Raw genomic sequence first — 23,635 nt, 5'->3', positions numbered from 1 at the left:
TCCGTATTTAATTTCCTGCTTATTTCTTTTTCACTGCTTTTGCAATATTCACAATTACTTTTACCGCTTTTTCCATGGATTCCAGTGCTACATATTCATAAGGTCCGTGGAAATTGATTCCGCCCGCAAAAATATTCGGACAAGGTAATCCCATGTAAGACAGCTGCGCACCATCAGTTCCGCCGCGAATTGCCTTGATTTTCGGGACAATGTTTGCATCTTTCATCGCCTGTTCCGCAATTTCAATGATGTGCATTTTTCCTTCAAACTGTTGCTTCATGTTCCGGTACTGTTCCTTGATTTCAATTTCCGCAGTGCCATCGCCAAATTTCTTATTGAATTCTTCCACTTTTTCGGTGATGAATTTCTTTCTTGCTTCAAATTTTCCGGCATCGTGGTCACGGATAATGTATTGAATTTTTGCTTCGGAAACATCAGATTTTAAGTCCGTCAAATGGTAAAATCCTTCAAAACCTTTGGTGGTGGAAGGAGTTTCATTTTCTGGCAACATCTTGATGAATTCTGCCGCCAATAAAGACGCATTCACCATTTTTCCAAACGCATAACCTGGATGCACGCTCAAACCATGGATCTTTACCACTGCTCCTGCTGCGTTGAAATTTTCATATTCCAACTCACCTACTTCACCTCCGTCCATCGTATATGCCCATTCTGCACCGAACTTTTTTACATCAAATTTATGCGCACCTCTTCCGATTTCTTCATCCGGCGTGAAACCGATTGCAATTCTTCCGTGCTTAATATCTGGATGTGCCAAAAGATATTCTGCAGCAGTTACAATTTCCGCAACTCCCGCTTTGTCATCCGCACCTAGAAGTGTGGTTCCATCAGTGGTGATCAAAGTTTTTCCGACGTAATTTTTTAAACTTTCAAATTTTGAAGGAGACAACGTAAACCCAGTTTCCCTGTTTAAAACCAGATCGCCGCCATCGTAATCATCCCAGATTTGCGGATTCACATTTTCACCGGAAAAATCAGGTGAAGTGTCGTAATGTGCAATGAAACCAATCACCGGTTCGTCGTCATTTTCCAAATTGGATGGGACATAAGCATAAATGTACCCGTTCTCATCCAAAGAAACGTCTTCCAATCCAAGGTCTTTCAGTTCCTCAAAAATATATTTGGCGATATTCCACTGTCTTTCTGTGGAAGGCGTGGTTTCGCTTTCCGGATCACTGGTAGAATAAATTTTAGCGTACTTAATGAATCTGTTCTGAAGTTTCAGCTTCCATTCGAGGTTAAATTCAATCGTCGTCATAAACTGTATTATTTTCAACAAAGTTAAGGATTTTGCGGTGAATTTGTTTCAGGTTTCAGGCATCAAATTCCATGATATTGCTTCCTTTTGGAAAACTTCAGTCCTGCATTTCCAGCTTTCCTCAAAATGATTATCTTTACGAAAATCTTAAACGGAAAAAATGTTTCTTACCGAATGTCCAAGAGATGCGATGCAAGGTTGGGGTGAATTCATCCCGACACAAAAAAAAATTGAATATATCAACTCGCTGATGGACGTTGGTTTCGATGTTTTGGATTGTGGCAGTTTTGTTTCGCCGAAAGCGATTCCACAAATGGCAGATTCGGGAAGGGTGATTGATGAGATCGACAAGGGGATTTCCAACACCAAACTTTCCGTGATTATAGCCAATTACCGGGGTGCCGAGAAAGCTCTGGAACATCAACAGGTGGATATTTTGGGGTTCCCGTTCTCTATTTCCGAGACTTTCCAACATCGAAATACGAATAAAAGCCAGGAAGAGGCATTTGAGGACATCGTGAAAATCGCAGATCTTTTAAAATCTGACGGAAGGGGTTTAAATGTTTACTTCTCCATGGCTTTCGGAAATCCTTATGGCGAAATATGGAGATGGGAAGATGTGGATTTCTGGGCAAACCGCTTCCATGAAATCGGCATTAAAAACATTCTGCTTTCAGACACTACCGGAACCGGAACTCCGGAACAAATAGAACTTTTGTTTGAGAAAATCCCCGTTAAATATACTGAAATAGAGTTTGGCGCACATTTCCATAACCGGTATGAAGACTCTTATCCAAAACTGAAAGCTGCTTATGACAAAGGCTGCCGAAGATTTGATTCTGCGATCAAGGGAATCGGCGGTTGTCCGATGGCGAAAGATGATCTGGTAGGAAATATGCCCACAGAACAGGTCATCAACTTTATGGCCAAGGAAAAAATCCAACATTCACTGAATTTGCTCCACTTCGAAAGTGCTTTTAATAAAGCAAAAGACATATTTCATTTTTAATCATGTCCATGTACCGAATTGTTCTACTTCCGGCTATTTTTTTCTTTGTTTCACTTTCTGGGCAAAATTCTGAAATTGAAGAGATGAGGAGAATTGACAAAAAATACGATTCTATGCTGATTGCATATCAAAAAAGTGCAAAAGATTCACTGGCAAAGATTTCCAGAAAAGAACGGCTTAGAATAATGGCACTGCACGAAAATGAAGTCAATATGAATCGCAGGAAACTTAAGTTCGGATTACTTGAAAAAATTAAGCAAAGGGAGACCAGCGAAGAAGACACCACGTTTAAAGAAATCGGAACAAAATGCAATAACAACGGAGATTCAATGAAATTCCCAACTTTAGCAAATAAGAGTCTGTACAAACCAACCGGATCACCTGATGTGCCCTCTGAATCTGGACTCCAACAAGAGCTAAAAAGCACGGTCATATTTGTAGTGAATTCTTCGGGTAAAATTAAAAATGTACGAGCTTCCGGTGACCATCAAGATTTTAATCGAGAACTTGAAATCACAATGTACAAAATTGAAAAATGGACTCCATTATGCGTAAATGGAGTTACCACGACGAATCGATTCCGACTCCCTGTAACAATGAACTTCAAATAAACATGACTTCAAAAGTAATCTACACCGGCGATTTGCGTTGCGAATCCGAACATCTGCAATCGGGATCAAAAATAATCACTGATGCTCCAACTGACAATCATGGAAAAGGTGCCGCCTTTTCACCCACCGATTTATGCGCCACTTCTTTGGCACAGTGCATGCTGACCACGATTGCGATACTGGGAAAAAACAACGGCGTAGAGATCGAAGATTCCTATGCGGAAGTCCAGAAGGTGATGAACCCAAAACCGAGAAAAATTGCAGAGATTGTCTGTGACCTTTATTTCAGGGGAAACTATTCCGATGAGCAGAAAGCCTTTATTGAGGAAACCGCGATGACTTGTCCGGTTGCGTTGTCACTGAACGCGGATTTGAAGAAGACGGTTCGTTTTCATTATGGAAATTAAGGATTTTCCAAAAAAATGAGTAACTGTTAATTTTTGATTAAAATCATATCGCATTTACTTGAATATTTGACAATAATCTATATCTTTATCATTCAATAAACTCAAACTATGACGGCAACAATTACTTACTTGGGAGACTTCAAAATTGTCTCTGAACATGACAAATCAAAAGCGGAAATCATAACCTGTGCGCCACTTCGTGAAGGCGGAACTTCCGAGTACTTTTCACCATCCGATATCTTTGGAATTTCTTACGGTCAATCGATGCTGATGGCAGTTGCTGTTTTGGGAAAACCCAGAGGAATCGATATTACAGGTGCCAAATGCGAACTAAAAAAATCCACGCATCCCGATCCAAAAAGAATTGGAACCATTTTCTGCATCGTTCGTTTCCCAAAAAATTATTCAGATGATGACAAACAATTCATCGAGAACACTGCATTGAATTGTCCGGTTGCATTATCAATTCATCCAAATGTGCAGAAAACTGTAATTTTCGAATATCCTGATTAATTCTTCGGGTTATTCTTAAATAATTTCTCCACAAAGACTTTCGCTTCCGAACTTGGATTAGATTTCAGTTCGGAGGCATTTTTTTTATGAAACCCGTAAGAGTTTTGCAGGTCCTTTTCCGCTTTCGTCTTTTGAAGAATATATTCCTGAACCCAGTAATCAAAACGTTTTTCCGCCTGATTTTCACGGTTTTTGGCAAAGGATTTATTTTTGATTTTTAAAGAAATCAAAGCCTCAATTTGAGCAAAAACCTCGTCCAATCCTTGATTATTCAGTGCGGAACCAAGTAAAACCGGGACTTTCCAATCTTTTTCTTTCGAGTGCATAAAATGCAGCGCCCGCATCAGTTCAACCTTGGTGTTTTTTGCTTTATTCAAATTCTCTTCGTCCACTTTATTGATGAAGATCAGATCAACCATTTCCATGATTCCCCTTTTGATTCCCTGCAATTCATCGCCACCGCCGATTATTTTCAGGAACAGAAAAACGTCGGTAATGTCTGAAACCAAAACTTCGCTTTGTCCCACTCCCACGGTTTCTATCAAAATAAAATCATAACCTGCCGCCTCGCAAATCAGCATCGTCTCAAAAGTGGTGTTCGCCACTCCGCCCAAAAACCCGGAACTTGGAGAAGGACGGATGAAAGCATTTTCTTCTTTTGCCAATTCTTCCATTCTGGTTTTATCCCCTAAAATGGAACCTTTACTCAATGAAGAACTCGGATCGATCGCCAATACGGCCACTTTTTTCCCTTTGGAAATGGCAAGCCGCCCGAAATTTTCGATGAAAGTGGACTTTCCCGCACCCGGAGTTCCGGTAATTCCGATCCGGATTGACTTTCCGGTAAAAGGCAGGATTTCTTTCAGCAATTGTTCCGCAAGGATTCGGTGTTCCGGCTTTTTGCTTTCCACCAAAGTAATCGCTTTCGCAAGGAGGCGTTTGTCGGAGGATTTTATACCTTCTGTAAGTTCTTTGATGGAAAAATTCATTGAATCAAAAATACAAATTCTTTTAGGAAATCAGTTCAATTCCCAAACCCGGTTCCTGGGAAACGAAAATTTTCCCGTTTTCCACAAAACTTCCTATCGCAAAATCGTTCGAAATGAGATTCGCCCCATCCAAATCGGCAAAATCACATAAGGATGCAACTGCAATTCCGGCAGAAATCCCGACCGAAGATTCGGTCATACATCCGATCATCACTTGATATCCCAGATTTTTAGCTTCACCAATTAAATCCAACGCAGGCGTAATGCCGCCACATTTCATCAATTTTATGTTGATCGCCGAATAATGGGGAAGCAGTTTCTCCAGATAGGAACCGTTTTGGCAGTCTTCATCTGCCATCCAAACTGCGTTTTTATTTTTATCTAAAATCTGGTATTGTCCAATTGGTCGCGGTTGTTCGATATAGAGGAAGCGCTTGGACCATTCATTTTTCTGCAGGAAATCGCAGTCAGCATCAGAAAAACTTGTGTTGGAATCCAAAGCGATTTTTTTTCCGGTTTCTAAAAGTTTGAAGACGTTTTCATGGTCTAATCCATTGCATTTTACTTTAAAATGATTCCAATCTGAATCTTTAATCTTCTCGATTTGTTTATCGATTGGAGCGATACTGATCGTGTAGGACGATTCGGGGAGTTTTAACTCTTTGAAACCGTTTAACTCTGAAAAAGTTTTTCCCTCCAGTTTTCCAAATAAATCCCAATATGCACCATCTAATGCGGAAGTGAGAAACGAATGAAGATTCAACCCGACTAAAAATCGGTAGAAATCTTTCGGATGGATTATTTGCTGATTTTCAATGGTTCCTTGAATTTTCTTTAACTTTAAGATCAGTTCATTGAGATCAATTCCGTAATAATTAATGGCGACACATTCACCGTAACCGGTTTTGCCTTGGTGTGAAAGCGAAATCAAAAGTGCATCCCGAAAATCGTAATTTCCATAAGAAATGGAAAAAGTTTCTTTCAAAATGAGTTTCGTTCTTTTCCAGGTGAGTTCCATCAACGATTTATTTTAAAGAGATTCCAACAAAAATAAGCAGAAAATTCTTTATTTTTGAGAACATTAAATATTAAAAATTATGAAAATTTTAGCCGTTGCTGCAATTCTTGGATCCACATTCATCGTTTCATGTACCCCGAAAACTCCCGCTGCAGCCGGAACCAAAACCATTTCTGCCGAATATCTCTCACAGGGAAAAACCATCTTTGAAAATTCCTGCAAAAAATGCCACGATTTACCCCAACCAACCGATCATTCTGCACAAGCTTGGGTGGGAATCATGAATTCTATGGCGCCAAAAGCAAAACTTAACGAGGAGCAGCACCAAATGGTTTACGACTATGTTGTTTCGGTAAAATAGGAATTCCGTGGAACTGAAACCTGAAATATCCTGGTCGGATTTTGAGAAAATCGATATGCGGAGCGGAACCGTCATTTCCGTTTCAGATTTTCCGAAAGCCAGAAACCCGTCGTACATTTTAGAGATTGATTTTGGGGAATTGGGAATCCGGAAATCTGCTGCTCAGATCACAAAACTGTATTCTAAGGAGGAACTCATCGGAAAACAGATTATCGCGGTGGTGAATTTTCCGAGAAAACAGATCGCCAATTTTTTCAGCGAATGTTTGGTTCTGGGTGTTTATGGGGAAAATAAGGAGGTTACGCTTTTATCTCTGTCGCTTGAAGTGGGGAATGGTTTTCAGGTGGGGTAATTCGGTCCTGGAAAAAATTTCTTAAATTCACCTGTCAATAATAATGTCAATCATGCTCAAAAACATCCCTTTAGAAAAAGTACTCTTTCTGGACATAGAAACGGTTCCGCAATTTGGAAACTGGGATGAACTGGAGGAATCCGAACAAAAACTGTGGGACAAAAAAACGCTGCATCAGAGAAAAGACGATTTCACCGCTGAGGAATTCTATAAAGAACGTGGCGGAATCATGGCAGAGTTTGGAAAAATCATCTGCATTTCGGTGGGGATTTTGGATAAAAGTGAAAAACTTAAACTCAAAAGTTTTTATGGCGATAACGAGAAGAAACTTCTGGAAGAATTTGGCGAAATCTTCAACAGCCCAAAACTCCACGATGTAATTTTGTGTGCACACAATGGGAAGGAATTCGATTTCCCGTGGATTGCGAGAAGGTTTTTGATCAATGGAATGGAACCGCCGAAGCCTTTTCAATTATTCGGAAAAAAACCTTGGGAAATCCTCCATCTTGATACGATGGAACTTTGGAAATTCGGGGATTACAAATCTTATGTTTCTTTGGAGTTATTGGCCCATGTCTTCGGAATTCCCACTCCGAAGGACGACATAGACGGTTCAATGGTCGCGTCAATGTACTGGATAGAAAAAGACTTATTTAGAATTGTTCAATATTGTGAAAAAGATGTCTTAACTTTGGCAAATATTTTCCGCCGGATGAGGCAGGAAGATTTATTGAAAAAATCAGAATAAAAACCGCTGGAAGCTTTTTGCTGAAAGCCGATTGCCAAATGAAATATACCGACGACCAAATTGCCGATATCGGCGAAAATATCATTAGAGTCCTCAAAACCATTTATGACCCGGAAATCCCAGTTGACATTTACGAATTGGGGCTCATTTACGATGTGCAGATTTCCGATGAAGCGGCGGTGAAAGTCATCATGACACTTACTTCACCGAACTGTCCTGTTGCGGAAAGTTTGCCCGCAGAAGTGAAAGAAAAAATTGCACTGGTGGAACATGTGACCGAAGTGGACCTGGAACTCACCTTCGAACCAACCTGGAACCGCGACATGATGAGTGAGGAAGCCCGTTTTGAATTGGGGATGATTTAAGGACAAAAATATTGTCTATTTCTTATTTTCTGAATTTTCCATGATATAGCCATCATAAGAAATCGGCTGCCGGTCATTAGAATCAATCGAAAGATAAGCTTTTCCATTTTTGAAAACTTCCAAAATCATCTTTTTCAGAAATTGCTGGTCATTTGTGCTGATTTGAAAAACAGTGCTTCCTTTTCTACCGGCAGTTTCAGTTATCTTAAAATCCTTGGAAACGAAAAGATAGCCGTTCTTTGCAGTATCGTAACTTGGATGATACATTCTGCCAAAATAGGGCAGATTCACATTCAATTCATTTTTCTTAATCACCAAAGTATATCCATAATCCAGATCCAGGATTCTGCTGGCGGAGGAGTTCGGAAATGAGTTCAATATATTGGTCACATCTCCAGCCATTGGATTGGCCCGTTTCGCCATAAAGGTGAATTCCTGCGAATCAAGAATCGTTGCCAATTTCTCAGCCGACACGGAACTTGGAGCGCCTGATTTTGAGGCACATGAAAACAAAAGCATGGGAATAATTAACACCATGATCTTAAGCAGATTTTTCATAATTTGAATTTTTACTTTTTGATTTGCGAAAAAGGTAATGGTTAAAGTTAAAATTTTTATTTGGAATAATAATTGTTTTAAAAAAGGATATTCAAATTCAACGCTATGAAAAACGTAAATAAATTTTTATCCGCCGGAATTTTGTCCATCGCACTGATTGCATGTACAACCAATCCCATTACCGGCAGAAAAACATTGCAGCTGGCAAATAATCAAGAGATTGCCGCTGCAGCTTTGCAACAATATCAGCAGGCGCTTTCTACAGCCAAAGTGATTTCTGGAACCACTGCTTCCAAAAGCGTGCAAAATGTGGGACTGCGACTGAAGAATGCTGCAAACAATTATTACAGAGGCATTGGCCGGGAAGCTGATATTGCGGATTATCAGTGGGAGTTTAATCTATTGGATGATAAGCAAATCAATGCCTGGTGTATGCCGGGAGGAAAAGTAGCGGTTTATACCGGTATTTTGCCGATTACCAAAACCGATACGGGACTGGCTGTAGTTTTGGGGCACGAAATTTCCCATGCACTTGCAGGACATGGTAACGAAAGAATTTCTCAGGCGATGGTTGCACAATACGGTGGAGCAATTCTGGGAAGCACCATCTCGAACGCTCAGTTATCTCAGATTTTCCAGCAAGCATACCCAATCGGAGCACAGGTAGCCCTGCTAAAATATGGCAGAAGCCAAGAATTGGAAGCTGATGAAATGGGTCTATATTTAATGGGAATGGCTGGATATGACCCCAGAGAAGCTTATCCTTTCTGGCAAAGAATGGAAGCTGCAGGTAGCGGAAACCGACCACCGGAATTCCTTTCAACACACCCGAATCCAGAAACAAGACGCGCAGACCTGGAAAAACACATGGCAAAAGCGCTTCAATATTACAAAACCGCTGGCGGGAAAATCTAGATCACGAAGCAATAAATTTCACCTTCCCGAAAAATTATTAAATTTGGGAAGGATTTTTTTAATTTCCACACCATGAAAAATTTACACTTTATTGGATTTCTGCTTTTGGGCATGGCTTTCCTGCTTTACTATATGCTTCCACAGTTTTCAATTATGAAACTTTTCGAACCTATCAGTTTGATGGGAATCCTGGCGGGAATCGGAATTGGTCTGATCATAGGAGGAATTGTGGGATATGTGAGCAAGGGAACCGCACTGAGAGAAGAACAAAAAAGAAGAGAACTGAAACAACTCAAAAAAGAAAAGGAGGAACTGGAAAAACAGGCTGCAGAACTCGCCAGCCAATCGCCAAAAACTCCCATTGTTCCTACACAAAATAATAATCCGCAGAATTACTGATCTGCGGATATTTTTTTTCTAATTGATTATGACTTTAGAACTGATAACCTAACCCAAAAATTACCATACTTGGTCGGCTGTCATATCTCACCACGTAATCCGTTGGATTTGTTTTATTGATAAAATCCCGCTGATCCTGACTGAATGCGCCTTCAAATCTTGCATTCAAAATCATTTTTGAAATTTGAACCTGAGCACCAAATTGGTATCCCAATAAAAATTTATTCTTGGTATCTTCCGTGAAATCCTTGAACTGATCGTTTTTGTCAAAGTTATAAGAAGCAACAGGACCTGCGAAAACCCCTAGTGTTTCGCCAAAAAGATTATATCCTAATAACACGGGAATGTCAATGCGATTGCTTTTAATCTCAAGCGTTACATTTTCATCCGGAACATCAAATTCTGATTTAAAGGTGGTGTAGTAGATTTCGGGCATGAGGAAAAAAGAAGTCACGGGAAAATCAATTTTCGCAGAAACTCCGAAATTAAAACCAATATTGTTTTTGCCGGATTCTTTGTAAGCACTGGTTGCCGTATTAGAGATCGCTTCCCAAGTGGGTTTATCGGTTTTGAACAATAAATTTCCTTTGGCAGCTAATTTAATTTGGGCAGTGACCAGTGTAGTTGCTGCAATTAAAACTAGGCTAAAAATCTGTTTCATTAGGATTAGGTTTAGTTATTATATTTTCTATGGATGTCTTATTTGTTTCTAAGAAATATTCACGCAATTCTTTGAACAACTCTGATGAATAAACGAAATCAATCAGGTTTTTATTTCCCGCATTGATCAAAATCTCTTTATTTCCTTCCCACTCTTTGATTCCATGCCGAAGGTAAACAATCTTTTCACCAATCGTCATCACAGAATTCATATCGTGGGAGTTGATGATGGTGGTGGTATTATATTCTTTGGTAATTTCAAGAAGCAGGTCGTCAATAATATTGGATGTGTAAGGATCGAGTCCGGAATTAGGCTCGTCACAAAAAAGATATTTCGGATTGTTCACAATTGCTCTTGCTATGGCAACTCTTTTCTGCATTCCCCCGGAAATTTCAGATGGGTATTTCCTGTTGGCCTTATTGAGATGGACCCTTCCTACCACATCAAAAACCCGACGTTTTTTTTCGCGAAACGACAGATTCGTAAACATATCTAGCGGAAACATAATGTTTTCCTCTACTGTCATGGAGTCAAACAGGGCACTTCCCTGAAAAACAGTCCCAATCTCCGATCGCAGCGACATTTTTTCGTCCCGCGACATTTTATTGATATCTCTGCCATCAAAAAGAATTTCGCCCGATGTGGGTTGGTAAACATTCAAAAGACTTTTCAGGAACACGGTTTTCCCCGAACCGCTCTGCCCGATGATCAGGTTGACTTTTCCTGTCTCAAAAGTGGTACTGACTCCTTTCAGCACTTCCACTCCATCAAAGTTTTTCTGCAAATCTTTAACTTCAATCATCAGCTGAGGAACATTTGGGTTAAAATTAAATTCATGATGATAATCGCCACAATGGTCCAAACAACAGCTTGTGTACTTGCACGGCCTACCTCCAGCGAACCGCCTTTCACATTATATCCGAAATAAGCCGGAATGGTTGCAATCAAAAATGCGAAAACCACCGTTTTGAAAAATGCATACCAGATAAAATGTTGGGGCATATAAATTTGAACACCGGTGATATAATCTGCCCTGCTCCAGTTCCCGGTGGCGAGTCCAGCCAAATAACCGCCCCACAATCCGATGAAAATACTGATGGCTATGAGCAGCGGATTAAAAATGATGCTGGCCAGAATCTTAGGCATGATCAAGAAATTCGGCGAGTTCACGCCCATGATATCCAGTGCGTCGATCTGCTCGGTAACCCTCATTGTACCAATACTTGACGCGATATACGAACCCACCTTTCCCGCCAAAATCACGGAGATGATGGTGGGTGCAAATTCCAGAATCAATACCGCTTTTGTAGCATACCCGATAAAAGCTTTAGGAATCGGGATTGATGAGGCGCTGAAATTGTTGAACATCTGAATCGCCACCACTGCTCCCACGAAGATTGAGGTAAATAAAACCAAACCAAAGGAATTCACTCCCAAATCGTTGATTTCGCGCAACAATAATTTGCCAAAGACAGACATTTTTTGCGGTCTTTTGATCGATTTCGATAAAAGAAGAAAATAAGCGCCAACTTCACTCAAAAATCTTTTTAACATTCCGCTAAATTAGTGTTTTTATTTTTTTGAGAAGATTTTAATTGGCATTTTTATCTCCGGCGATTACCAGGAAAATGGTTTTCAGGATGATGACGAAATCCAAACTCAAACTCCAGTTTTTTACATAAAAGGCGTCTGCTAAAATCCTTTTCTGCATTTCAATTTCCATGTCTTTGGCGGCATCTCCGCGAAGTCCGTTCACTTGGGCAAGTCCAGTTACGCCAGGCTTCACGAGGCTTCGAATGGAATATCTTCCGATCTTCAATTTATAGAAATCATCCACCAAAAGCATATGTGGTCTTGGTCCCACAACTGACATGTCGCCTTTCAAAACATTTAGAAACTGTGGCATTTCATCCAGGCTAGTTTTCCTTAGGAATCTGCCAATTTTGGTGATTCTCTTATCGTTTTCCTCCGTGGTCTTTGTCGCTGAATCTCCGTTCACGCACATGGTTCTGAACTTGATACAGTTAAAAACCTGATCATGAAAACCATATCTTTTCTGAACAAAAAACACGGGGCCTTTGCTGCCGATTCTGATGGCTACTGCAATAATGGGAAACAGCCAGGAACATATTCCTATCAGAACAATTGCTGAGAACAGGATATCAATGCTTCTTTTCACGATCGCATTGGTCAGATATTCCAAAGGAAATTTGGCTCGCACCAAGATAGGCTGAGTTTCAAGATAATCCAGATCATACTGAAAAAAATTATTTTCAATTATACTGGGAATCAGAGATATGCGGATTTTGTGTAAATCTGCAAGTCTGAATATTTCTCGCTCAAACTCTCTGGAACCGTTCTTGGGTTCATTAGAAAGGTACATGGTATGGATTCCATTCTCCTCCCAAAAATGCGTTAATTGAGCAAAATCGTTTCTGTCTGTCTGTGGATAATCAAAAATTTTGAAACCATAATCTTTTCTTTCTTCGAGGATGTTCCTCAAGACTTGTGCAGAGGCATCTTCGGTCAAAAACATTACGTTTCGGTGGTTGATCCCCAAAGTTCTGAAGTACTTTAATGCAAAAAATATCAACGATTTTGTGAGGCAAAGAAAAACAAACAGACTCGTTGCGATGAGAAATCGATCCTGCTTGAGAAAATCATTATTACTGACCTTCGCCAACAAAATCACTCCGAAAATAAAAATAAAGATGTGGGTAATGAGCCGTTCCAAATAAATTGTGTAGGTAACGTTTCGAGCGATGGAGTATAATCGGGTTCTGCCGCTGAGCAAAATCCAGAACAAGGTAAGGAGAATTAAGGAAAGCAGGTTTTGTTCCCAAATATCGCGATCATATTTGAATTCATTATTACGCAGAAAAAAAAACAGAAAAACCCCAGCAATAATTGCTACATCCAGCAAAATGAAAATGACCTTGAAATATCGAGAAAATCGAATTTTTTGCATAAATCCTTATTTACAAAGATGTAAATTTACCAATAATCACGGAATATTCAAATATTTGTGGGTCTGAACTGATGCTTTCCATTTCGGATTCGCCAAAATGAAATCGGTGATTTTGGGGTACATTTCATTTCGCTTGCTCCATTCGCTTTGCAGGTACAGCTCACAATTTGCTGAAACTTTTGAAGCCTGTTCCTCTGCGAACTTAAAATCGCTATTGTTATACACAATCATTTTCAGTTCATGGGCTTTTGCATAGATGTCCTCAGTTGGTAATTTGGTTTTCTTTGGCGAAAGGGTGATCCAGTCCAGTATGCCGCTCATTTCGTAGGCACCGGAAGTTTCGATATGGATTTCGCAGCCGAGTTCTTTCAATTTTTTGGTCAAGACCTCCAGATTATACATCAAAGGTTCACCACCGGTCAAGACAATGGTTTTACAGTGTTTTGCGGCAGTTTCCGCAACTTCTTCCGCGTTCATCAAAGGATGCAGATCAGGATTCCAACTTTCTTTCACGTCGCACCAATGGCAACCCACATCACAGCCTCCCAGTCTGATAAAATACGCAGCGTTTCCGGTGTATGCGCCTTCACCCTGCAATGTGTAAAAATGCTCCATCACAGGAAGCATTTTACCTTGTTTTAATAATATTTCTTCTTCTTTTGTCATAATTTTCCCCCTAAAATCTTTTCTGATAAAGCGTTCAAACCCGCTCCACAAATTTTGAAATCTGTTTAATTTTCTGTCTTCGGTTTCCTTTTTTCAACAGAAATTAATCTTTATAGATAGTGTGCTTGTAAGCCAAAATAGTGTTTTTCAGCAACATCGCTCTCGTCATTGGTCCCACTCCGCCCGGAACCGGCGTAATCCAGCTTGCTTTGGGTGCGCAACTCTCGAAATCCACATCGCCTTCCAAATGATAACCTTTTTTTGAATCATCCTCCACTCTGGAAATTCCCACATCAACCACCACTGCTCCCTCTTTGATCATATCTCCTTTTAGAAATAATGGATCACCCAACGCAGTAATCACGATATCTGCATTTCTGGTGAAATCCTCTATATGTGGTGTGTAAGAATGAGTTACTGTAACTGTGGCATTTCCGGGAAAATCTTTCCTTCCCATCAAAATGCTCATTGGTCTTCCTACGATTTTGCTCCTCCCGATAATCACACAGTTTTTACCTTTGGTTTCAATATGGTATCTTTCTAAAAGGGTCAGGATTCCAAATGGTGTTGCCGGAAGAAAAGTACTCATTTCCAGAGCCATTCTTCCAAAATTTTCAGGATGAAAACCATCTACGTCTTTGTGCGAATTGATCGCCATAATCACCTTTTCCTGATCCATCTGTTTCGGGAGCGGTAGCTGCACAATGAAACCATCAACTTCAGGATCCACATTGAGTTCCTGGATTTTTTCCAACAATTCTGCCTCAGAGGCGGTACTTGGAAAACGCACCAAGGAGGATTTAAACCCTACTTCAGCGCAGTCATTGATTTTGCTTCGAACATAGGTTTCACTCGCGCCATTGTTTCCAACGAGGATTGCCACCAAATGAGGCGCTCTTTTTCCAGATGCCAGAATTTTCTCCACATCATTTTTGATCTCTTCCTTAATTTCTTTGGAAACTTTCAGTCCGTCAAGAATTTGTGCCATTTTTTACTTTTTTAGATTTATTTCAATGTTACTTTTTTTGCATAAAGTAATTCATCAAACCGTTGGTTGACGAATCATGGGACTCCACCTTTTCATGGCTTTCAAGTTCGGCAAGGATTTTTCCCGCCAAAACTTTTCCCAGCTCTACCCCAAATTGGTCAAAACTGAAAATATTCCAAATCACTCCCTGTACAAAAATTTTGTGTTCATAAAGCGCAATCAACTGACCTAATGAAAAAGGAGTTAATTCATTGATTAAAAATGAATTAGTAGGCGTGTTTCCATGGAAGACTTTGAAATTCACCAAAAACTCCACTTGCTCTTCAGATTGGCCTGATTTGATTAATTCTGCTCTGGCTTCTTCTTCAGTTTTTCCAAAAGCCAACGCTTCAGTTTGCGCGAAGAAGTTGGCCAATAATTTTTCCTGATGATCTGCAACCTGATTTGGGGATTTCACAAAAGCGATAAAATCTGCAGGAATCAATTCGGTTCCTTGGTGAATCAGCTGATAAAATGCGTGTTGACCGTTGGTTCCCGGTTCTCCCCAAATAATCGGTCCGGTTTCATACTGCACAAATTCGCCATTTCTATCCACACATTTTCCGTTGCTTTCCATGTCGCCTTGCTGAAGATAGGCCGCGAAACGATCCAAATATTGTGAATAAGGCAAAATCGCATAGGTAGGTGCATCAAAAAAGTTTCGGTACCAAATTCCAAGTAATGCCATTAAAACCGGAACATTTTCTTTGAAATCTGCAGTTTGAAAATGAACGTCGGTTTCATGAGCTCCTTTCAGCAACAGTTCAAAATTTTCATAACCTACTGCGAGTGAAATACTCAATCCAATCGCACTCCAGAGTGAGTATCTTCCACCGACCCAATCCCAAAATTCAAAAATATTCGCTTCCGCAATTCCGAACGCTTTAACCGACTGAATATTAATGGATAAAGCCACAAAATGTTTTGCCACATCTTCCTGTTTTCCCTCCTTTAAGAACCATGATTTTGCAGATTCTGCATTGGTCATCGTTTCCTGTGTGGTAAATGTTTTTGAGGCGATGATAAAAAGGGTGGTTTCAGGATTAAGTGTTTTCAAAGTTTCCGCAATTTGATTTCCATCTACGTTTGATACGAAATGTACATTTAATCTGGTCTTAAAATGTTTGAGTGCGGAAACCACCATCACCGGACCCAAATCTGATCCACCAATTCCGATATTCACCACATCGGTAACTTCTTTCCCGGTAAACCCTTTGTGCTCCCCGGAAATGATGCTTTCTGAAAACGATTTCATCTGATCAAGAACCTTCCTGATTTTGGGTTTAATGTTTTCGCCATCTACCAAAACCGGCTGATCTGAAAAATCCCTCAAAGCAGTGTGAAGAACCGCTCTTCCTTCGGTTTCATTGATTTTTTCACCAGAGAACATCGCGGAGATTGCTTCTTTCACTTTACATTCAGCTGCTAAGTTTTGAAGAAGTTCAAACGTTTTTTCGTCAATCAGGTTCTTAGAAAAATCAAAAAGATAATTTTCCCTTTTCACCGAAAACTGGTCAAACCTTTTTGGATGAGCCTGAAAAAGGGATCGCAGTTCGAAATCATTTTGGGCAAAATAATCGTTGAGACTCTGCCATGCTTTGGTTTGGGTAGGGTTTATTTTTGGAAACATTTTTTTAGGTTTCAGTTGATATTGGCGCCTTCCTCTGAATAATCAGATTTTAAGGCTCTTTATTAATTACTTTTTTGTTCCGGCGTTTCTGCGGTATTGCTTTCAACTTTAGAAATGCAAAATTAAGGATTTCAGATGACTGTACTTAATTACCGAATATGATTTATTATTTATATTTGAAAGAATTATATATTGATCGGAGATGAAACCCGTTTTATTTTTGGCTTTGTGTTTTGTAATTTTTTCAGCTGCTTCGCAAGAAACGAAATGGGGAAAACTGTCTCCGGAAGAGATTGCGCTTACGGAAGTTTCATATGAACCCACTGCAAATGCGGTGAAACTTTCAGAAGTAGGCAAATTAAAAATCACCGATTACGGTTACGAACTCGAAGAATATGGCCGAACAAAAATACTTGCACCTTCCGGATTCAGCAAAGCTGAACGAAAATGGAGCTTCATGGCTAAAAGATTGAATGACAATGTGGTTTTAAAAGGTGCACAAACAATTAATATTGTTGATGGCAAAGAAGTGATTTCACCAGTTGAGAAAAAAGACATTATTGTGAACAACATGAATGGAATTAAAGAAATCGCGATTGCTTTTCCGAATGTCCGTGTAGGTTCCGTCATCGAATACAAAGTATTGATTTCCAGACCTTATGACTTAGCTGCATCTCCTTGGAGTTTTCAAAATGAGATACCGACCTTATCATCAAAACTCAGTCTGGAACTGGCAACACGTTTCGCTTACCGTGTCATTCTCAACGGAGCCAAATTAACCAAGAAATACAGCGGCAAAAAAAACGTGAGAAATTGGGAACTTTTCAACCTCCCGAGTTCACAGGTTTTTACACATGTTTACAATCCTGAGGATTTTCGGGAAAAACTCTTCTTTCAGTTTACGGCGGAGAAACAATTCCACGGAACTTACTATTCAGAAAATTCCTGGAGCGGTTTTAAAAAAGTGGTGAATGCCGATTTGTTAAAAACCACAAAAAATGTGGATTTTGGCGCGATTGCAATGAAAATTCCTACTGGTGCTACAAAGCTAGAAACTTTAAAAAACACCCTGGAATATCTTCGACAGAATTTTGAATGGAACCGGTATGTCTCTTTTCACACCGGAAACATGCAGGATGATTTTCTGAGGACAAAAAAAGGAAATTCCGCCGATTTCAATATTTTACTACAGGGAATTCTGAACAGGAAAGGAATTCGTTCTGAACTGGTCATCAACAGTCTGCGAAGCACCGGTCAGATCATTACGGCGTACCCCATTTTTTCAAGGTTGCAGACTTTGAATAATATAGTGGATATGGACAATGGTGAAAAACTCTTGATTGACGGTGCCACTTCTGAACCTAAAAACCTGAAATATCCGTCACTAAATTTCTTCAACAATATTGTTCTGGAATTGGAAAACCCAGCCGAATCTTTTCTGCCCATTTCTCCAAACCTATCGGAGTTTATTTCTGTTCAGGACTTGGAATTAAGTGATACGCAGGGAAAACTATCCATCCAGGACCGTGTGAACGGCTATTTGGATTCACCCAATTTTAACCCTGATGATTTTTATGTTTTCCGGGGAACAAAAAATCAGAATTCAGAAGAGATCCATCATAAAGAATGGAAAATCAGGGAGTCCACAGTTTCTTTTGAAAATCCTGCCGAATCGTTTTTAATGATAGAAAACCCATTTACAAAAACCATACGTGAGTTGACCATAGAAAAAAACCGAGATTATCCCATCATGCTGGATTTTCCATTTCAGGGAACCGTTCAGCTGAAAACAAAACTCCCACCCAATTTTTCAGCAAAAACAGATGGTTTTGATCAAAAAATTTCGGCGTTTGGCGGCAATTTACAGTTCGTACAGGGAAGTGAAATAGTTGCCAATCAACATGTTTTCACCTGGACACTTTTGGTTAACAAAGTTATTTTTAATCCAAGTGAATTCGCAGATTACCAAAGATTTATCAACAAAGTGAATGAGGCTATTTCAAAAGCAGCTATAATTAGAAAAAACTGAGTCCATCCAAAAAACCTCCGGAAAATTCCCGGAGGTGAAAGATTCTGAACAGGAAGGGATCAAGAAACATCCTGTTTTTCAAGTTTTACAGCGGACTTTCTTTTCTTGAATATCCAAAAAGCAATTCCGCCCATTGCGATTAATGGCCAAATTGAAACCAAACCGACCGTCAGTTTTTGAATCAGATAAAACCCTTCGACAAAAGCGTTTTTCAGATCATAGAGAAAGTTGAATTTGTATTTGTTGTCGATACTTTTGGAGTTGATGACCGGGATTTCTGCAATGCGCAATTTCGGCTCCTTAAGGTAAATATCCACGGTGGAATATTTCAGCTGATCAGTCATTTCAAAACCAGCCACTTTTTGGTGATTTCCTTCACCTATGTTTTCGTCGCTCAATTTCACTTTGTCTTTGTCAGCTTTTAGTTTATCAATGTTTTCGCCGGTTTTCGCATTTCTTTTGGCTTCCAGTTCGGCAAGTTTAATGTTGGAAGTGACATCTTCCGCAAGGATTACTCGGGAATTCAGAAATACTTTTTTGTCATTGATCAAAGTGAGAAAAACTCCCAATTTTTCCGTTGGAACTCTAACCTGCATTGAATTTTCAGTTTGGAATTTTCTGACCAGAGTGGCGTTTTCATCGGAAGTATTGAAATTTTCCTCAGACGCAATCCGCGAACTTAAATTACTTGAAGTCACGAATCCTCCCAAATCCTCCAGATTTTTTTCAATGGAAATGGTGGCTTCATAAACATCTTTCACTTCCATATTGACATCTGCGGTTTTGATGAACTGTTTGTCTTTCACCTGCATGGTTGCGACCGAGGAAACGGAATCTGAAACCGCTTCGGCGAAATCTTTTGAAATGGGAACTGCACTGTCTGCAGCATATTCGCCGGAAATTTCATTTTTATGGCACGAAAAAAAAGTTGCAACGATAAGCGAACCCAAAAGAATTTTTGATGCTGAATTTTTCATAACGGAAATATTTTTTGATTTGTTGAAACCAAATTTCAGTATGAATTCGGGAAGAAAATTGTAAATGGATATTAAACCAATTGTAAAGTAAATCTACAATTTTAACAGACTGACTGTGAGCTCTTTGTAAATAATCACTCTTTTTCGTGCAAGGTGATGTTCTTGGTAATCTTATATTTTCGGCGTGGCTTTCTGATTCTGGTTTCTTCGCCGAGAAGTTTTCCCCAAGGTTGAAGACCTTCTACCCTTTCAAAAATAATTTTCAAAATGGCCAAAAACGGAATACTCAAAAACATTCCCGAAATTCCCCAAAGAGCTTCACCTACCAATAATCCTATAAAAGTAAACAAAGCATTGATCTTCACTTTGGATCCCACCACCAAAGGCAAAATGATATTTCCATCAATCACGTGAATGCCCACGTAGCCAAGAAGCACGAAAAGAGTCGCTGTTCCTCCGGTGGCAAATGAAATCAGACAAGCAAGCAAGCAAGAAACGAAAATCCCGATATAAGGAATCAGATTCATCAAACCGGTTAAAACGCCTAGTAAAATCGCGTATTTCACACCAAGTATCGTCAGCAAACCACTGGTCAGCATACTCACAATGAGAATCTGAATAAAAAGACCGGAGATATAAGACTTGATGATTCTCTGTATTTCCGCCATCACATCATGAACTTTCAGGGTATGTTTTTCGGTGAAAACCGAAACGATGAACTGGTAAAGAAGCCTTCTGTAATTTAAAATGAAAATAAAAAACAAAATACTGAAAATCACGAAAGCCAGGGATGATGAAAACATGGCAACCGTAAAACCCAAAATTATGCCCGTGGAAGAAAGCAGCTTTTCCAGTCCCTGGTTTATGTATTTCCACTGGTTGCTGATATTGAGATGAAAAGTTTTCGAAATCCAAACCTGCAGTTCCAGCAGTGATTTGTTGACCTGTTTCTGCAAAATGGGAAAATCTTTTGTGAAATCACTGAGCTGCGATGCAAAAAAATAAAGAATCGCTGTGAGAACCACGCCCATTACCAGTACTGAGGAAAACGTGGAAAGCGACCGGGTAAACTTCAACCTTCTTTCCAAAAACTTAGCAAAAGGAAGGAGCAAAAGCGCCATTAAAAAAGAAAAAAACAACGGCGCCAAAATGGTTTTACCAATCGTCGCCAAATAACCCACCGTCAAAATGCTGATTAAGACGAAGGTTAATCTAACCAGAAATGGGAGTTTAATTTCTTGCATGGGTCAGTGTTTGGTTTCTCGAAACAAAGAAACAACAAAATTTTTCTTGCGATTTAGTTTTTTTATGAAATCTTGATTCTTGATCATTCCCTTCTGGAAAAGTCAATTTCCCCTTTTTCCGACAAATCACTGCAGAAACAATCAGCTGCCTTTTTTCTTCATCAATAATATAACGACTGTGATAAAGGAATTTTGAAAGAAGATGAAGCCAGATGTTTTCGCCCTACATCACTTCGTTTGCCAAATCAAAGATAAAAAAATACCACGAATGCAGATTAATTTTTTCTTGCATTCGCGGCAAATTTTCTTTTCCGAAAAGTTATTCCTCAATCGCCAAATCAATTACTTCTCGCATTCGCTTTACATAATTGATTTTCAAATCTTTCAAGTAATCTTTTTTGATTTCTTCCACATCTTTTCGGTTCGCGTCAGAGAGAATGATTTCCTTGATTCCGGCTCTTGCTGCAGCAAGTAATTTTTCTTTGATTCCACCAACTGGAAGTACTTTTCCGCGAAGCGTAATTTCGCCGGTCATTGCCAGGTGCGGTTTCACTTTCTTATTCCTAAAACTTGAAACCATGGAAGTCAGCATCGCAATTCCAGCAGAAGGTCCGTCTTTCGGAGTGGCTCCTTCCGGAACGTGGATGTGAATGTTTTTTTCCTGTATTTCTTCGTTGGAAATTCCCAGTTCGTCATATTTTGCTTTAATATATTCCAAAGCTATCGTGGCAGATTCCTTCATCACTGTTCCGAGATTTCCCGTCATCGTAAGATTTCCTTTTCCTTCGCTCAAAATACTTTCGATGAAAAGAATATCGCCACCCACTTGCGTCCACGCCAAACCGGTAACTACACCTGGAGTTCCAGTAATTTCCGAAATACTTTTCGGGCGTGGCACACCCAAAATCTCATCCACTTTTTCGATTGAAATTTTTGGATCATACTGAGATTCTATTGCGGTTTGCAAAGCCACCCATCTTGCAATCGACGCAATCTGTTTCTCCAGTCCGCGAACACCGCTTTCGGAAGTATGTGCATCGATGATGTGCTTCAACTCAGCATTTCCCAGTCTGAAGGATTTGGCATCCAAACCATTTTCCTCCATTTGTTTTTTAAGGAGATGTCTTTTTGCGATTTCTACCTTTTCTTCTAAAGTGTACCCTGCAATTTCGATGATTTCCATCCTGTCCAGAAGCGGCCGCTGAATGGTGGAGAGCGAGTTTGCTGTCGCAATAAACAATACTCTGGAAAGGTCGTAACCCAGTTCCAGGAAGTTGTCATAAAAAGAATTGTTTTGTTCAGGATCCAAAACTTCAAGCAGGGCAGAACTTGGGTCGCCATGAACGCCTTGACCAATTTTGTCGATTTCGTCTAAAACTATCACCGGATTGGAGGTTCCTGTTTTTTTGATGGACTGCAAAATTCTTCCCGCCATCGCACCGATATAGGTTTTTCGATGACCGCGGATTTCGGATTCATCGTGAAGTCCGCCGAGTGAAACCCGCGCATATTTTCTTCCCAAGGAATCGGCAATAGATTTTCCCAGTGAGGTTTTACCAACACCTGGAGGTCCCACCAAACAGAGAATCGGTGATTTCATGTTGTTTTTGAGTTTCAGAACCGCCATGTGTTCCAAAATCCTTTTCTTTATGTCTTCCAGTCCGAAGTGGGCTTTATCCAGAATCTTTTGAGCTTTTTTGATGTCGAAAATATCTTTGGAATAATTTTCCCAAGGCAAATCCGTAAAAAAATCGAGATAATTTCTTTGGACATTATAATCGGGTGAGTTTGGGTTTTGTCTTTGGAGGCGGCTGATCTCTTTTTTGAAATGCGCATTAACCTCCTCATTCCATTTGATTTTTTTAGCCTTTTCTAAAAGTTCCTCCACATCAGAATCCGGACCACCCCCCAATTCTTCCTGGATTGTTCTCATTTGCTGATTCAGAAAATATTCCCTTTGACTCTTATCGAGTTCCTTGTTGGTTTTTAGATGAATCTGGTTTCTGAGCTCCAATTTTCGGAATTCGTCGTGCATCAATTCGTAAAGTTTTTCAGCTCGGGTCAGCAGACTTTTTTCTTCCAGCAGTTTCTGTTTTTCTTCGGTCTGAAAATTCGCATTGGTGCAAATGAAGTTCAACAAATCTTCATTGTTGTTCAAATTGTTAATCGCAAAGTTCGCGGCATTTGGAATATTGGGATCCAATTGAATAATTTTTAATGCTAAATCTTTAATATTTTCCAAAAGCGCCTCGTATTCCTCCGTCTTCTTGGTAGAAATATCTTTCAGTTTAATGATTTCCGCCCTAAAAAATGGAGTTGAAGAAGTGAAAGATTTTACTTTAAATCTCTGAAAACCTTTGGTAATCGCGGTGGTATTTCCATCCGGAAGTTTGATGATTTTCACAATTTTCGCCAATGTTCCCACTTGATGCATATCCGTAAAAGTAGGCTGATCAACCTGCGAATTTTTTTGGCTTAAAATCCCGATAAACTCATTGTTTCGTTGGGCTTCCTCCAGAAGTTTTATGGACATTTCCCGACCTGCGGTAATGGGAATCACCACTTTGGGAAACATCACCATATTTCTCACAGGGAGAATCGGGAATTCTTTCTGGTCATTATTTTCTGGGGTTTCCAAGATATCATTCAGATTAATTTCTTCAGCCACAATGCTGAAACCATCGCCCATAATTTCTTCAAAGTTCATATCTTCAAATTCTGTCATAATATTCCTAATGACAAATTGTCATTTTAATTTGAGTTTTTATTAAACCTTTTCAGCTATCTCTATGATAATGCTCTCTATAAAAAGGCGCCAATAAAATCACAACCATTGTGCCACACGAAAATTTAGACAAAATTTCCATATTCCCAAAAACCCACCTGATAAATAAGTTTTTAATTTTTTT

General features: G+C 39.6%; 25 protein-coding genes. 11 read left to right on the top strand and 14 right to left on the bottom strand.

The window, feature by feature from the left end:
• Window positions 1-19: 19 nt before the first annotated feature.
• Window positions 20-1,279: a peptidase T gene (gene pepT / locus L0951_RS04065; RefSeq protein WP_234109646.1), complete on the bottom strand. Its 1,260-nt coding sequence runs from the start codon at window positions 1,277-1,279 to the stop codon at window positions 20-22.
• 160 nt (window positions 1,280-1,439) lie between these two features.
• Here pepT and L0951_RS04060 point away from each other — a divergent pair, with 160 nt between their 5' ends.
• The 4 genes from L0951_RS04060 to L0951_RS04045 all read left to right on the top strand — a co-directional run bounded on the left by L0951_RS04060 (window position 1,440) and on the right by L0951_RS04045 (window position 3,819).
• Window positions 1,440-2,288, top strand: a complete 849-nt coding sequence (locus L0951_RS04060) for a hydroxymethylglutaryl-CoA lyase (protein WP_234109644.1) — start codon at window positions 1,440-1,442, stop codon at window positions 2,286-2,288.
• A gap of 8 nt (window positions 2,289-2,296) precedes the next feature.
• Window positions 2,297-2,899, top strand: coding sequence for an energy transducer TonB (locus L0951_RS04055; protein WP_234109642.1), 603 nt, complete (start codon window positions 2,297-2,299; stop codon window positions 2,897-2,899).
• A complete protein-coding gene (locus tag L0951_RS04050; RefSeq protein WP_410685913.1) occupies window positions 2,824-3,306 on the top strand; it encodes an OsmC family protein in 483 nt (160 codons plus the stop codon). The genes L0951_RS04055 and L0951_RS04050 overlap by 76 nt, the downstream gene beginning before the upstream one ends.
• Window positions 3,307-3,414: 108 nt before the next feature.
• A complete protein-coding gene (locus L0951_RS04045; protein WP_234109640.1) occupies window positions 3,415-3,819 on the top strand; it encodes an OsmC family protein in 405 nt (134 codons plus the stop codon).
• Here L0951_RS04045 and meaB read toward each other — a convergent pair.
• Window positions 3,816-4,808: a methylmalonyl Co-A mutase-associated GTPase MeaB gene (gene meaB, locus L0951_RS04040; protein ID WP_234109638.1), complete on the bottom strand. Its 993-nt coding sequence runs from the start codon at window positions 4,806-4,808 to the stop codon at window positions 3,816-3,818. The two genes, L0951_RS04045 and meaB, sit on opposite strands and share 4 nt — an antisense overlap.
• Window positions 4,809-4,830: 22 nt before the next feature.
• On the bottom strand, window positions 4,831-5,826 hold the full coding sequence (locus tag L0951_RS04035; protein WP_234109636.1) for an enolase C-terminal domain-like protein: 996 nt from the start codon (window positions 5,824-5,826) through the stop codon (window positions 4,831-4,833).
• A gap of 79 nt (window positions 5,827-5,905) precedes the next feature.
• Between L0951_RS04035 and L0951_RS04030 the strand changes: the two genes are divergently transcribed.
• The 4 genes from L0951_RS04030 to L0951_RS04015 are packed head-to-tail and all read left to right on the top strand — an operon-like array spanning window position 5,906 to window position 7,652.
• On the top strand, window positions 5,906-6,187 hold the full coding sequence (locus L0951_RS04030) for a cytochrome C (RefSeq protein WP_234109634.1): 282 nt from the start codon (window positions 5,906-5,908) through the stop codon (window positions 6,185-6,187).
• Between the two features lie 7 nt (window positions 6,188-6,194).
• Window positions 6,195-6,539: a tRNA-binding protein gene (locus L0951_RS04025; protein WP_234109632.1), complete on the top strand. Its 345-nt coding sequence runs from the start codon at window positions 6,195-6,197 to the stop codon at window positions 6,537-6,539.
• 52 nt (window positions 6,540-6,591) lie between these two features.
• Complete coding sequence (locus tag L0951_RS04020) at window positions 6,592-7,287, top strand: 3'-5' exonuclease (RefSeq protein WP_234109630.1); 696 nt, start codon at window positions 6,592-6,594, stop codon at window positions 7,285-7,287.
• 38 nt (window positions 7,288-7,325) lie between these two features.
• Entirely contained in the window at window positions 7,326-7,652 is a 327-nt protein-coding gene (locus tag L0951_RS04015; protein WP_234109628.1) for an iron-sulfur cluster assembly protein, read from the top strand.
• Between the two features lie 15 nt (window positions 7,653-7,667).
• Here L0951_RS04015 and L0951_RS04010 read toward each other — a convergent pair whose 3' ends face one another.
• Entirely contained in the window at window positions 7,668-8,210 is a 543-nt protein-coding gene (locus tag L0951_RS04010) for a DUF4251 domain-containing protein (RefSeq protein ID WP_234109626.1), read from the bottom strand.
• 105 nt (window positions 8,211-8,315) lie between these two features.
• Here L0951_RS04010 and L0951_RS04005 point away from each other — a divergent pair, with 105 nt between their 5' ends.
• Together L0951_RS04005 and L0951_RS04000 are read left to right on the top strand one after the other, a co-directional pair.
• Complete coding sequence (locus L0951_RS04005) at window positions 8,316-9,125, top strand: M48 family metallopeptidase (protein ID WP_234109624.1); 810 nt, start codon at window positions 8,316-8,318, stop codon at window positions 9,123-9,125.
• A 72-nt stretch (window positions 9,126-9,197) separates the two neighbouring features.
• Complete coding sequence (locus L0951_RS04000) at window positions 9,198-9,524, top strand: hypothetical protein (protein WP_234109622.1); 327 nt, start codon at window positions 9,198-9,200, stop codon at window positions 9,522-9,524.
• 34 nt (window positions 9,525-9,558) lie between these two features.
• Here the strand turns inward: L0951_RS04000 and L0951_RS03995 are convergent, their stop codons facing one another.
• From L0951_RS03995 to pgi, 7 genes are all read right to left on the bottom strand, one after another.
• Complete coding sequence (locus L0951_RS03995; RefSeq protein WP_234109620.1) at window positions 9,559-10,185, bottom strand: outer membrane beta-barrel protein; 627 nt, start codon at window positions 10,183-10,185, stop codon at window positions 9,559-9,561.
• On the bottom strand, window positions 10,169-10,987 hold the full coding sequence (locus tag L0951_RS03990) for an ABC transporter ATP-binding protein (protein ID WP_234109618.1): 819 nt from the start codon (window positions 10,985-10,987) through the stop codon (window positions 10,169-10,171). Before L0951_RS03990 ends, L0951_RS03995 begins: the two co-directional genes overlap by 17 nt.
• Window positions 10,987-11,739, bottom strand: a complete 753-nt coding sequence (locus L0951_RS03985; RefSeq protein ID WP_234109616.1) for an MlaE family ABC transporter permease — start codon at window positions 11,737-11,739, stop codon at window positions 10,987-10,989. Before L0951_RS03985 ends, L0951_RS03990 begins: the two co-directional genes overlap by 1 nt.
• 37 nt (window positions 11,740-11,776) lie before the next feature.
• Window positions 11,777-13,153, bottom strand: a complete 1,377-nt coding sequence (locus L0951_RS03980) for an exopolysaccharide biosynthesis polyprenyl glycosylphosphotransferase (RefSeq protein ID WP_234109614.1) — start codon at window positions 13,151-13,153, stop codon at window positions 11,777-11,779.
• A gap of 36 nt (window positions 13,154-13,189) precedes the next feature.
• Window positions 13,190-13,819, bottom strand: a complete 630-nt coding sequence (locus tag L0951_RS03975) for a 7-carboxy-7-deazaguanine synthase QueE (RefSeq protein WP_234109612.1) — start codon at window positions 13,817-13,819, stop codon at window positions 13,190-13,192.
• Window positions 13,820-13,922: 103 nt separating this feature from the next.
• Window positions 13,923-14,807 carry a bifunctional 5,10-methylenetetrahydrofolate dehydrogenase/5,10-methenyltetrahydrofolate cyclohydrolase gene (locus L0951_RS03970; RefSeq protein ID WP_234109610.1) on the bottom strand — a complete coding sequence of 295 codons (885 nt, stop codon included), beginning with the start codon at window positions 14,805-14,807 and terminating at the stop codon, window positions 13,923-13,925.
• A gap of 28 nt (window positions 14,808-14,835) precedes the next feature.
• Window positions 14,836-16,476, bottom strand: coding sequence for a glucose-6-phosphate isomerase (pgi, locus tag L0951_RS03965; RefSeq protein ID WP_234109608.1), 1,641 nt, complete (start codon window positions 16,474-16,476; stop codon window positions 14,836-14,838).
• 202 nt (window positions 16,477-16,678) lie between these two features.
• Here pgi and L0951_RS03960 point away from each other — a divergent pair, with 202 nt between their 5' ends.
• Window positions 16,679-18,505, top strand: coding sequence for a DUF3857 domain-containing protein (locus tag L0951_RS03960; RefSeq protein WP_234109606.1), 1,827 nt, complete (start codon window positions 16,679-16,681; stop codon window positions 18,503-18,505).
• A 59-nt stretch (window positions 18,506-18,564) separates the two neighbouring features.
• Here the strand turns inward: L0951_RS03960 and L0951_RS03955 are convergent, their stop codons facing one another.
• From L0951_RS03955 to lon, 3 genes are all read right to left on the bottom strand, one after another.
• Window positions 18,565-19,482 (bottom strand): DUF4349 domain-containing protein, encoded by a 918-nt coding sequence (locus L0951_RS03955; RefSeq protein ID WP_234109604.1) that lies wholly within the window; start codon window positions 19,480-19,482, stop codon window positions 18,565-18,567.
• A 134-nt stretch (window positions 19,483-19,616) separates the two neighbouring features.
• Entirely contained in the window at window positions 19,617-20,726 is a 1,110-nt protein-coding gene (locus L0951_RS03950; protein ID WP_234109602.1) for an AI-2E family transporter, read from the bottom strand.
• 319 nt (window positions 20,727-21,045) lie between these two features.
• Entirely contained in the window at window positions 21,046-23,451 is a 2,406-nt protein-coding gene (gene lon / locus L0951_RS03945; protein WP_234109600.1) for an endopeptidase La, read from the bottom strand.
• Window positions 23,452-23,635 lie beyond the last annotated feature (184 nt).

The sequence above is a fragment of the Chryseobacterium sp. R2A-55 genome (genome assembly GCF_021401085.1).
Classification (GTDB): domain Bacteria; phylum Bacteroidota; class Bacteroidia; order Flavobacteriales; family Weeksellaceae; genus Kaistella.
This window is presented reverse-complemented; position numbering and strand designations above follow the sequence as displayed.

What these genes read in the sequence shown, in the direction of transcription:
- L0951_RS03985 (WP_234109616.1), bottom strand. Translation starts at nt 11,739, where the DNA reads ATGTTAAAAAGATTTTTGAGTGAAGTTGGCGCTTATTTTCTTCTTTTA.
- lon (WP_234109600.1), bottom strand. Translation starts at nt 23,451, where the DNA reads ATGACAGAATTTGAAGATATGAACTTTGAAGAAATTATGGGCGATGGT.
- L0951_RS04050 (WP_410685913.1), top strand. Translation starts at nt 2,824, where the DNA reads ATGGACTCCATTATGCGTAAATGGAGTTACCACGACGAATCGATTCCG.
- L0951_RS04035 (WP_234109636.1), bottom strand. Translation starts at nt 5,826, where the DNA reads ATGGAACTCACCTGGAAAAGAACGAAACTCATTTTGAAAGAAACTTTT.
- L0951_RS04055 (WP_234109642.1), top strand. Translation starts at nt 2,297, where the DNA reads ATGTACCGAATTGTTCTACTTCCGGCTATTTTTTTCTTTGTTTCACTT.
- L0951_RS04010 (WP_234109626.1), bottom strand. Translation starts at nt 8,210, where the DNA reads ATGAAAAATCTGCTTAAGATCATGGTGTTAATTATTCCCATGCTTTTG.
- L0951_RS03960 (WP_234109606.1), top strand. Translation starts at nt 16,679, where the DNA reads ATGAAACCCGTTTTATTTTTGGCTTTGTGTTTTGTAATTTTTTCAGCT.
- L0951_RS04030 (WP_234109634.1), top strand. Translation starts at nt 5,906, where the DNA reads ATGAAAATTTTAGCCGTTGCTGCAATTCTTGGATCCACATTCATCGTT.
- meaB (WP_234109638.1), bottom strand. Translation starts at nt 4,808, where the DNA reads ATGAATTTTTCCATCAAAGAACTTACAGAAGGTATAAAATCCTCCGAC.
- L0951_RS04015 (WP_234109628.1), top strand. Translation starts at nt 7,326, where the DNA reads ATGAAATATACCGACGACCAAATTGCCGATATCGGCGAAAATATCATT.
- L0951_RS03955 (WP_234109604.1), bottom strand. Translation starts at nt 19,482, where the DNA reads ATGAAAAATTCAGCATCAAAAATTCTTTTGGGTTCGCTTATCGTTGCA.
- L0951_RS04000 (WP_234109622.1), top strand. Translation starts at nt 9,198, where the DNA reads ATGAAAAATTTACACTTTATTGGATTTCTGCTTTTGGGCATGGCTTTC.
- L0951_RS03995 (WP_234109620.1), bottom strand. Translation starts at nt 10,185, where the DNA reads ATGAAACAGATTTTTAGCCTAGTTTTAATTGCAGCAACTACACTGGTC.
- L0951_RS03990 (WP_234109618.1), bottom strand. Translation starts at nt 10,987, where the DNA reads ATGATTGAAGTTAAAGATTTGCAGAAAAACTTTGATGGAGTGGAAGTG.
- L0951_RS03980 (WP_234109614.1), bottom strand. Translation starts at nt 13,153, where the DNA reads ATGCAAAAAATTCGATTTTCTCGATATTTCAAGGTCATTTTCATTTTG.
- L0951_RS04060 (WP_234109644.1), top strand. Translation starts at nt 1,440, where the DNA reads ATGTTTCTTACCGAATGTCCAAGAGATGCGATGCAAGGTTGGGGTGAA.
- L0951_RS03950 (WP_234109602.1), bottom strand. Translation starts at nt 20,726, where the DNA reads ATGCAAGAAATTAAACTCCCATTTCTGGTTAGATTAACCTTCGTCTTA.
- pepT (WP_234109646.1), bottom strand. Translation starts at nt 1,279, where the DNA reads ATGACGACGATTGAATTTAACCTCGAATGGAAGCTGAAACTTCAGAAC.
- L0951_RS04020 (WP_234109630.1), top strand. Translation starts at nt 6,592, where the DNA reads ATGCTCAAAAACATCCCTTTAGAAAAAGTACTCTTTCTGGACATAGAA.
- L0951_RS03975 (WP_234109612.1), bottom strand. Translation starts at nt 13,819, where the DNA reads ATGACAAAAGAAGAAGAAATATTATTAAAACAAGGTAAAATGCTTCCT.
- L0951_RS04005 (WP_234109624.1), top strand. Translation starts at nt 8,316, where the DNA reads ATGAAAAACGTAAATAAATTTTTATCCGCCGGAATTTTGTCCATCGCA.
- L0951_RS04045 (WP_234109640.1), top strand. Translation starts at nt 3,415, where the DNA reads ATGACGGCAACAATTACTTACTTGGGAGACTTCAAAATTGTCTCTGAA.
- pgi (WP_234109608.1), bottom strand. Translation starts at nt 16,476, where the DNA reads ATGTTTCCAAAAATAAACCCTACCCAAACCAAAGCATGGCAGAGTCTC.
- L0951_RS03970 (WP_234109610.1), bottom strand. Translation starts at nt 14,807, where the DNA reads ATGGCACAAATTCTTGACGGACTGAAAGTTTCCAAAGAAATTAAGGAA.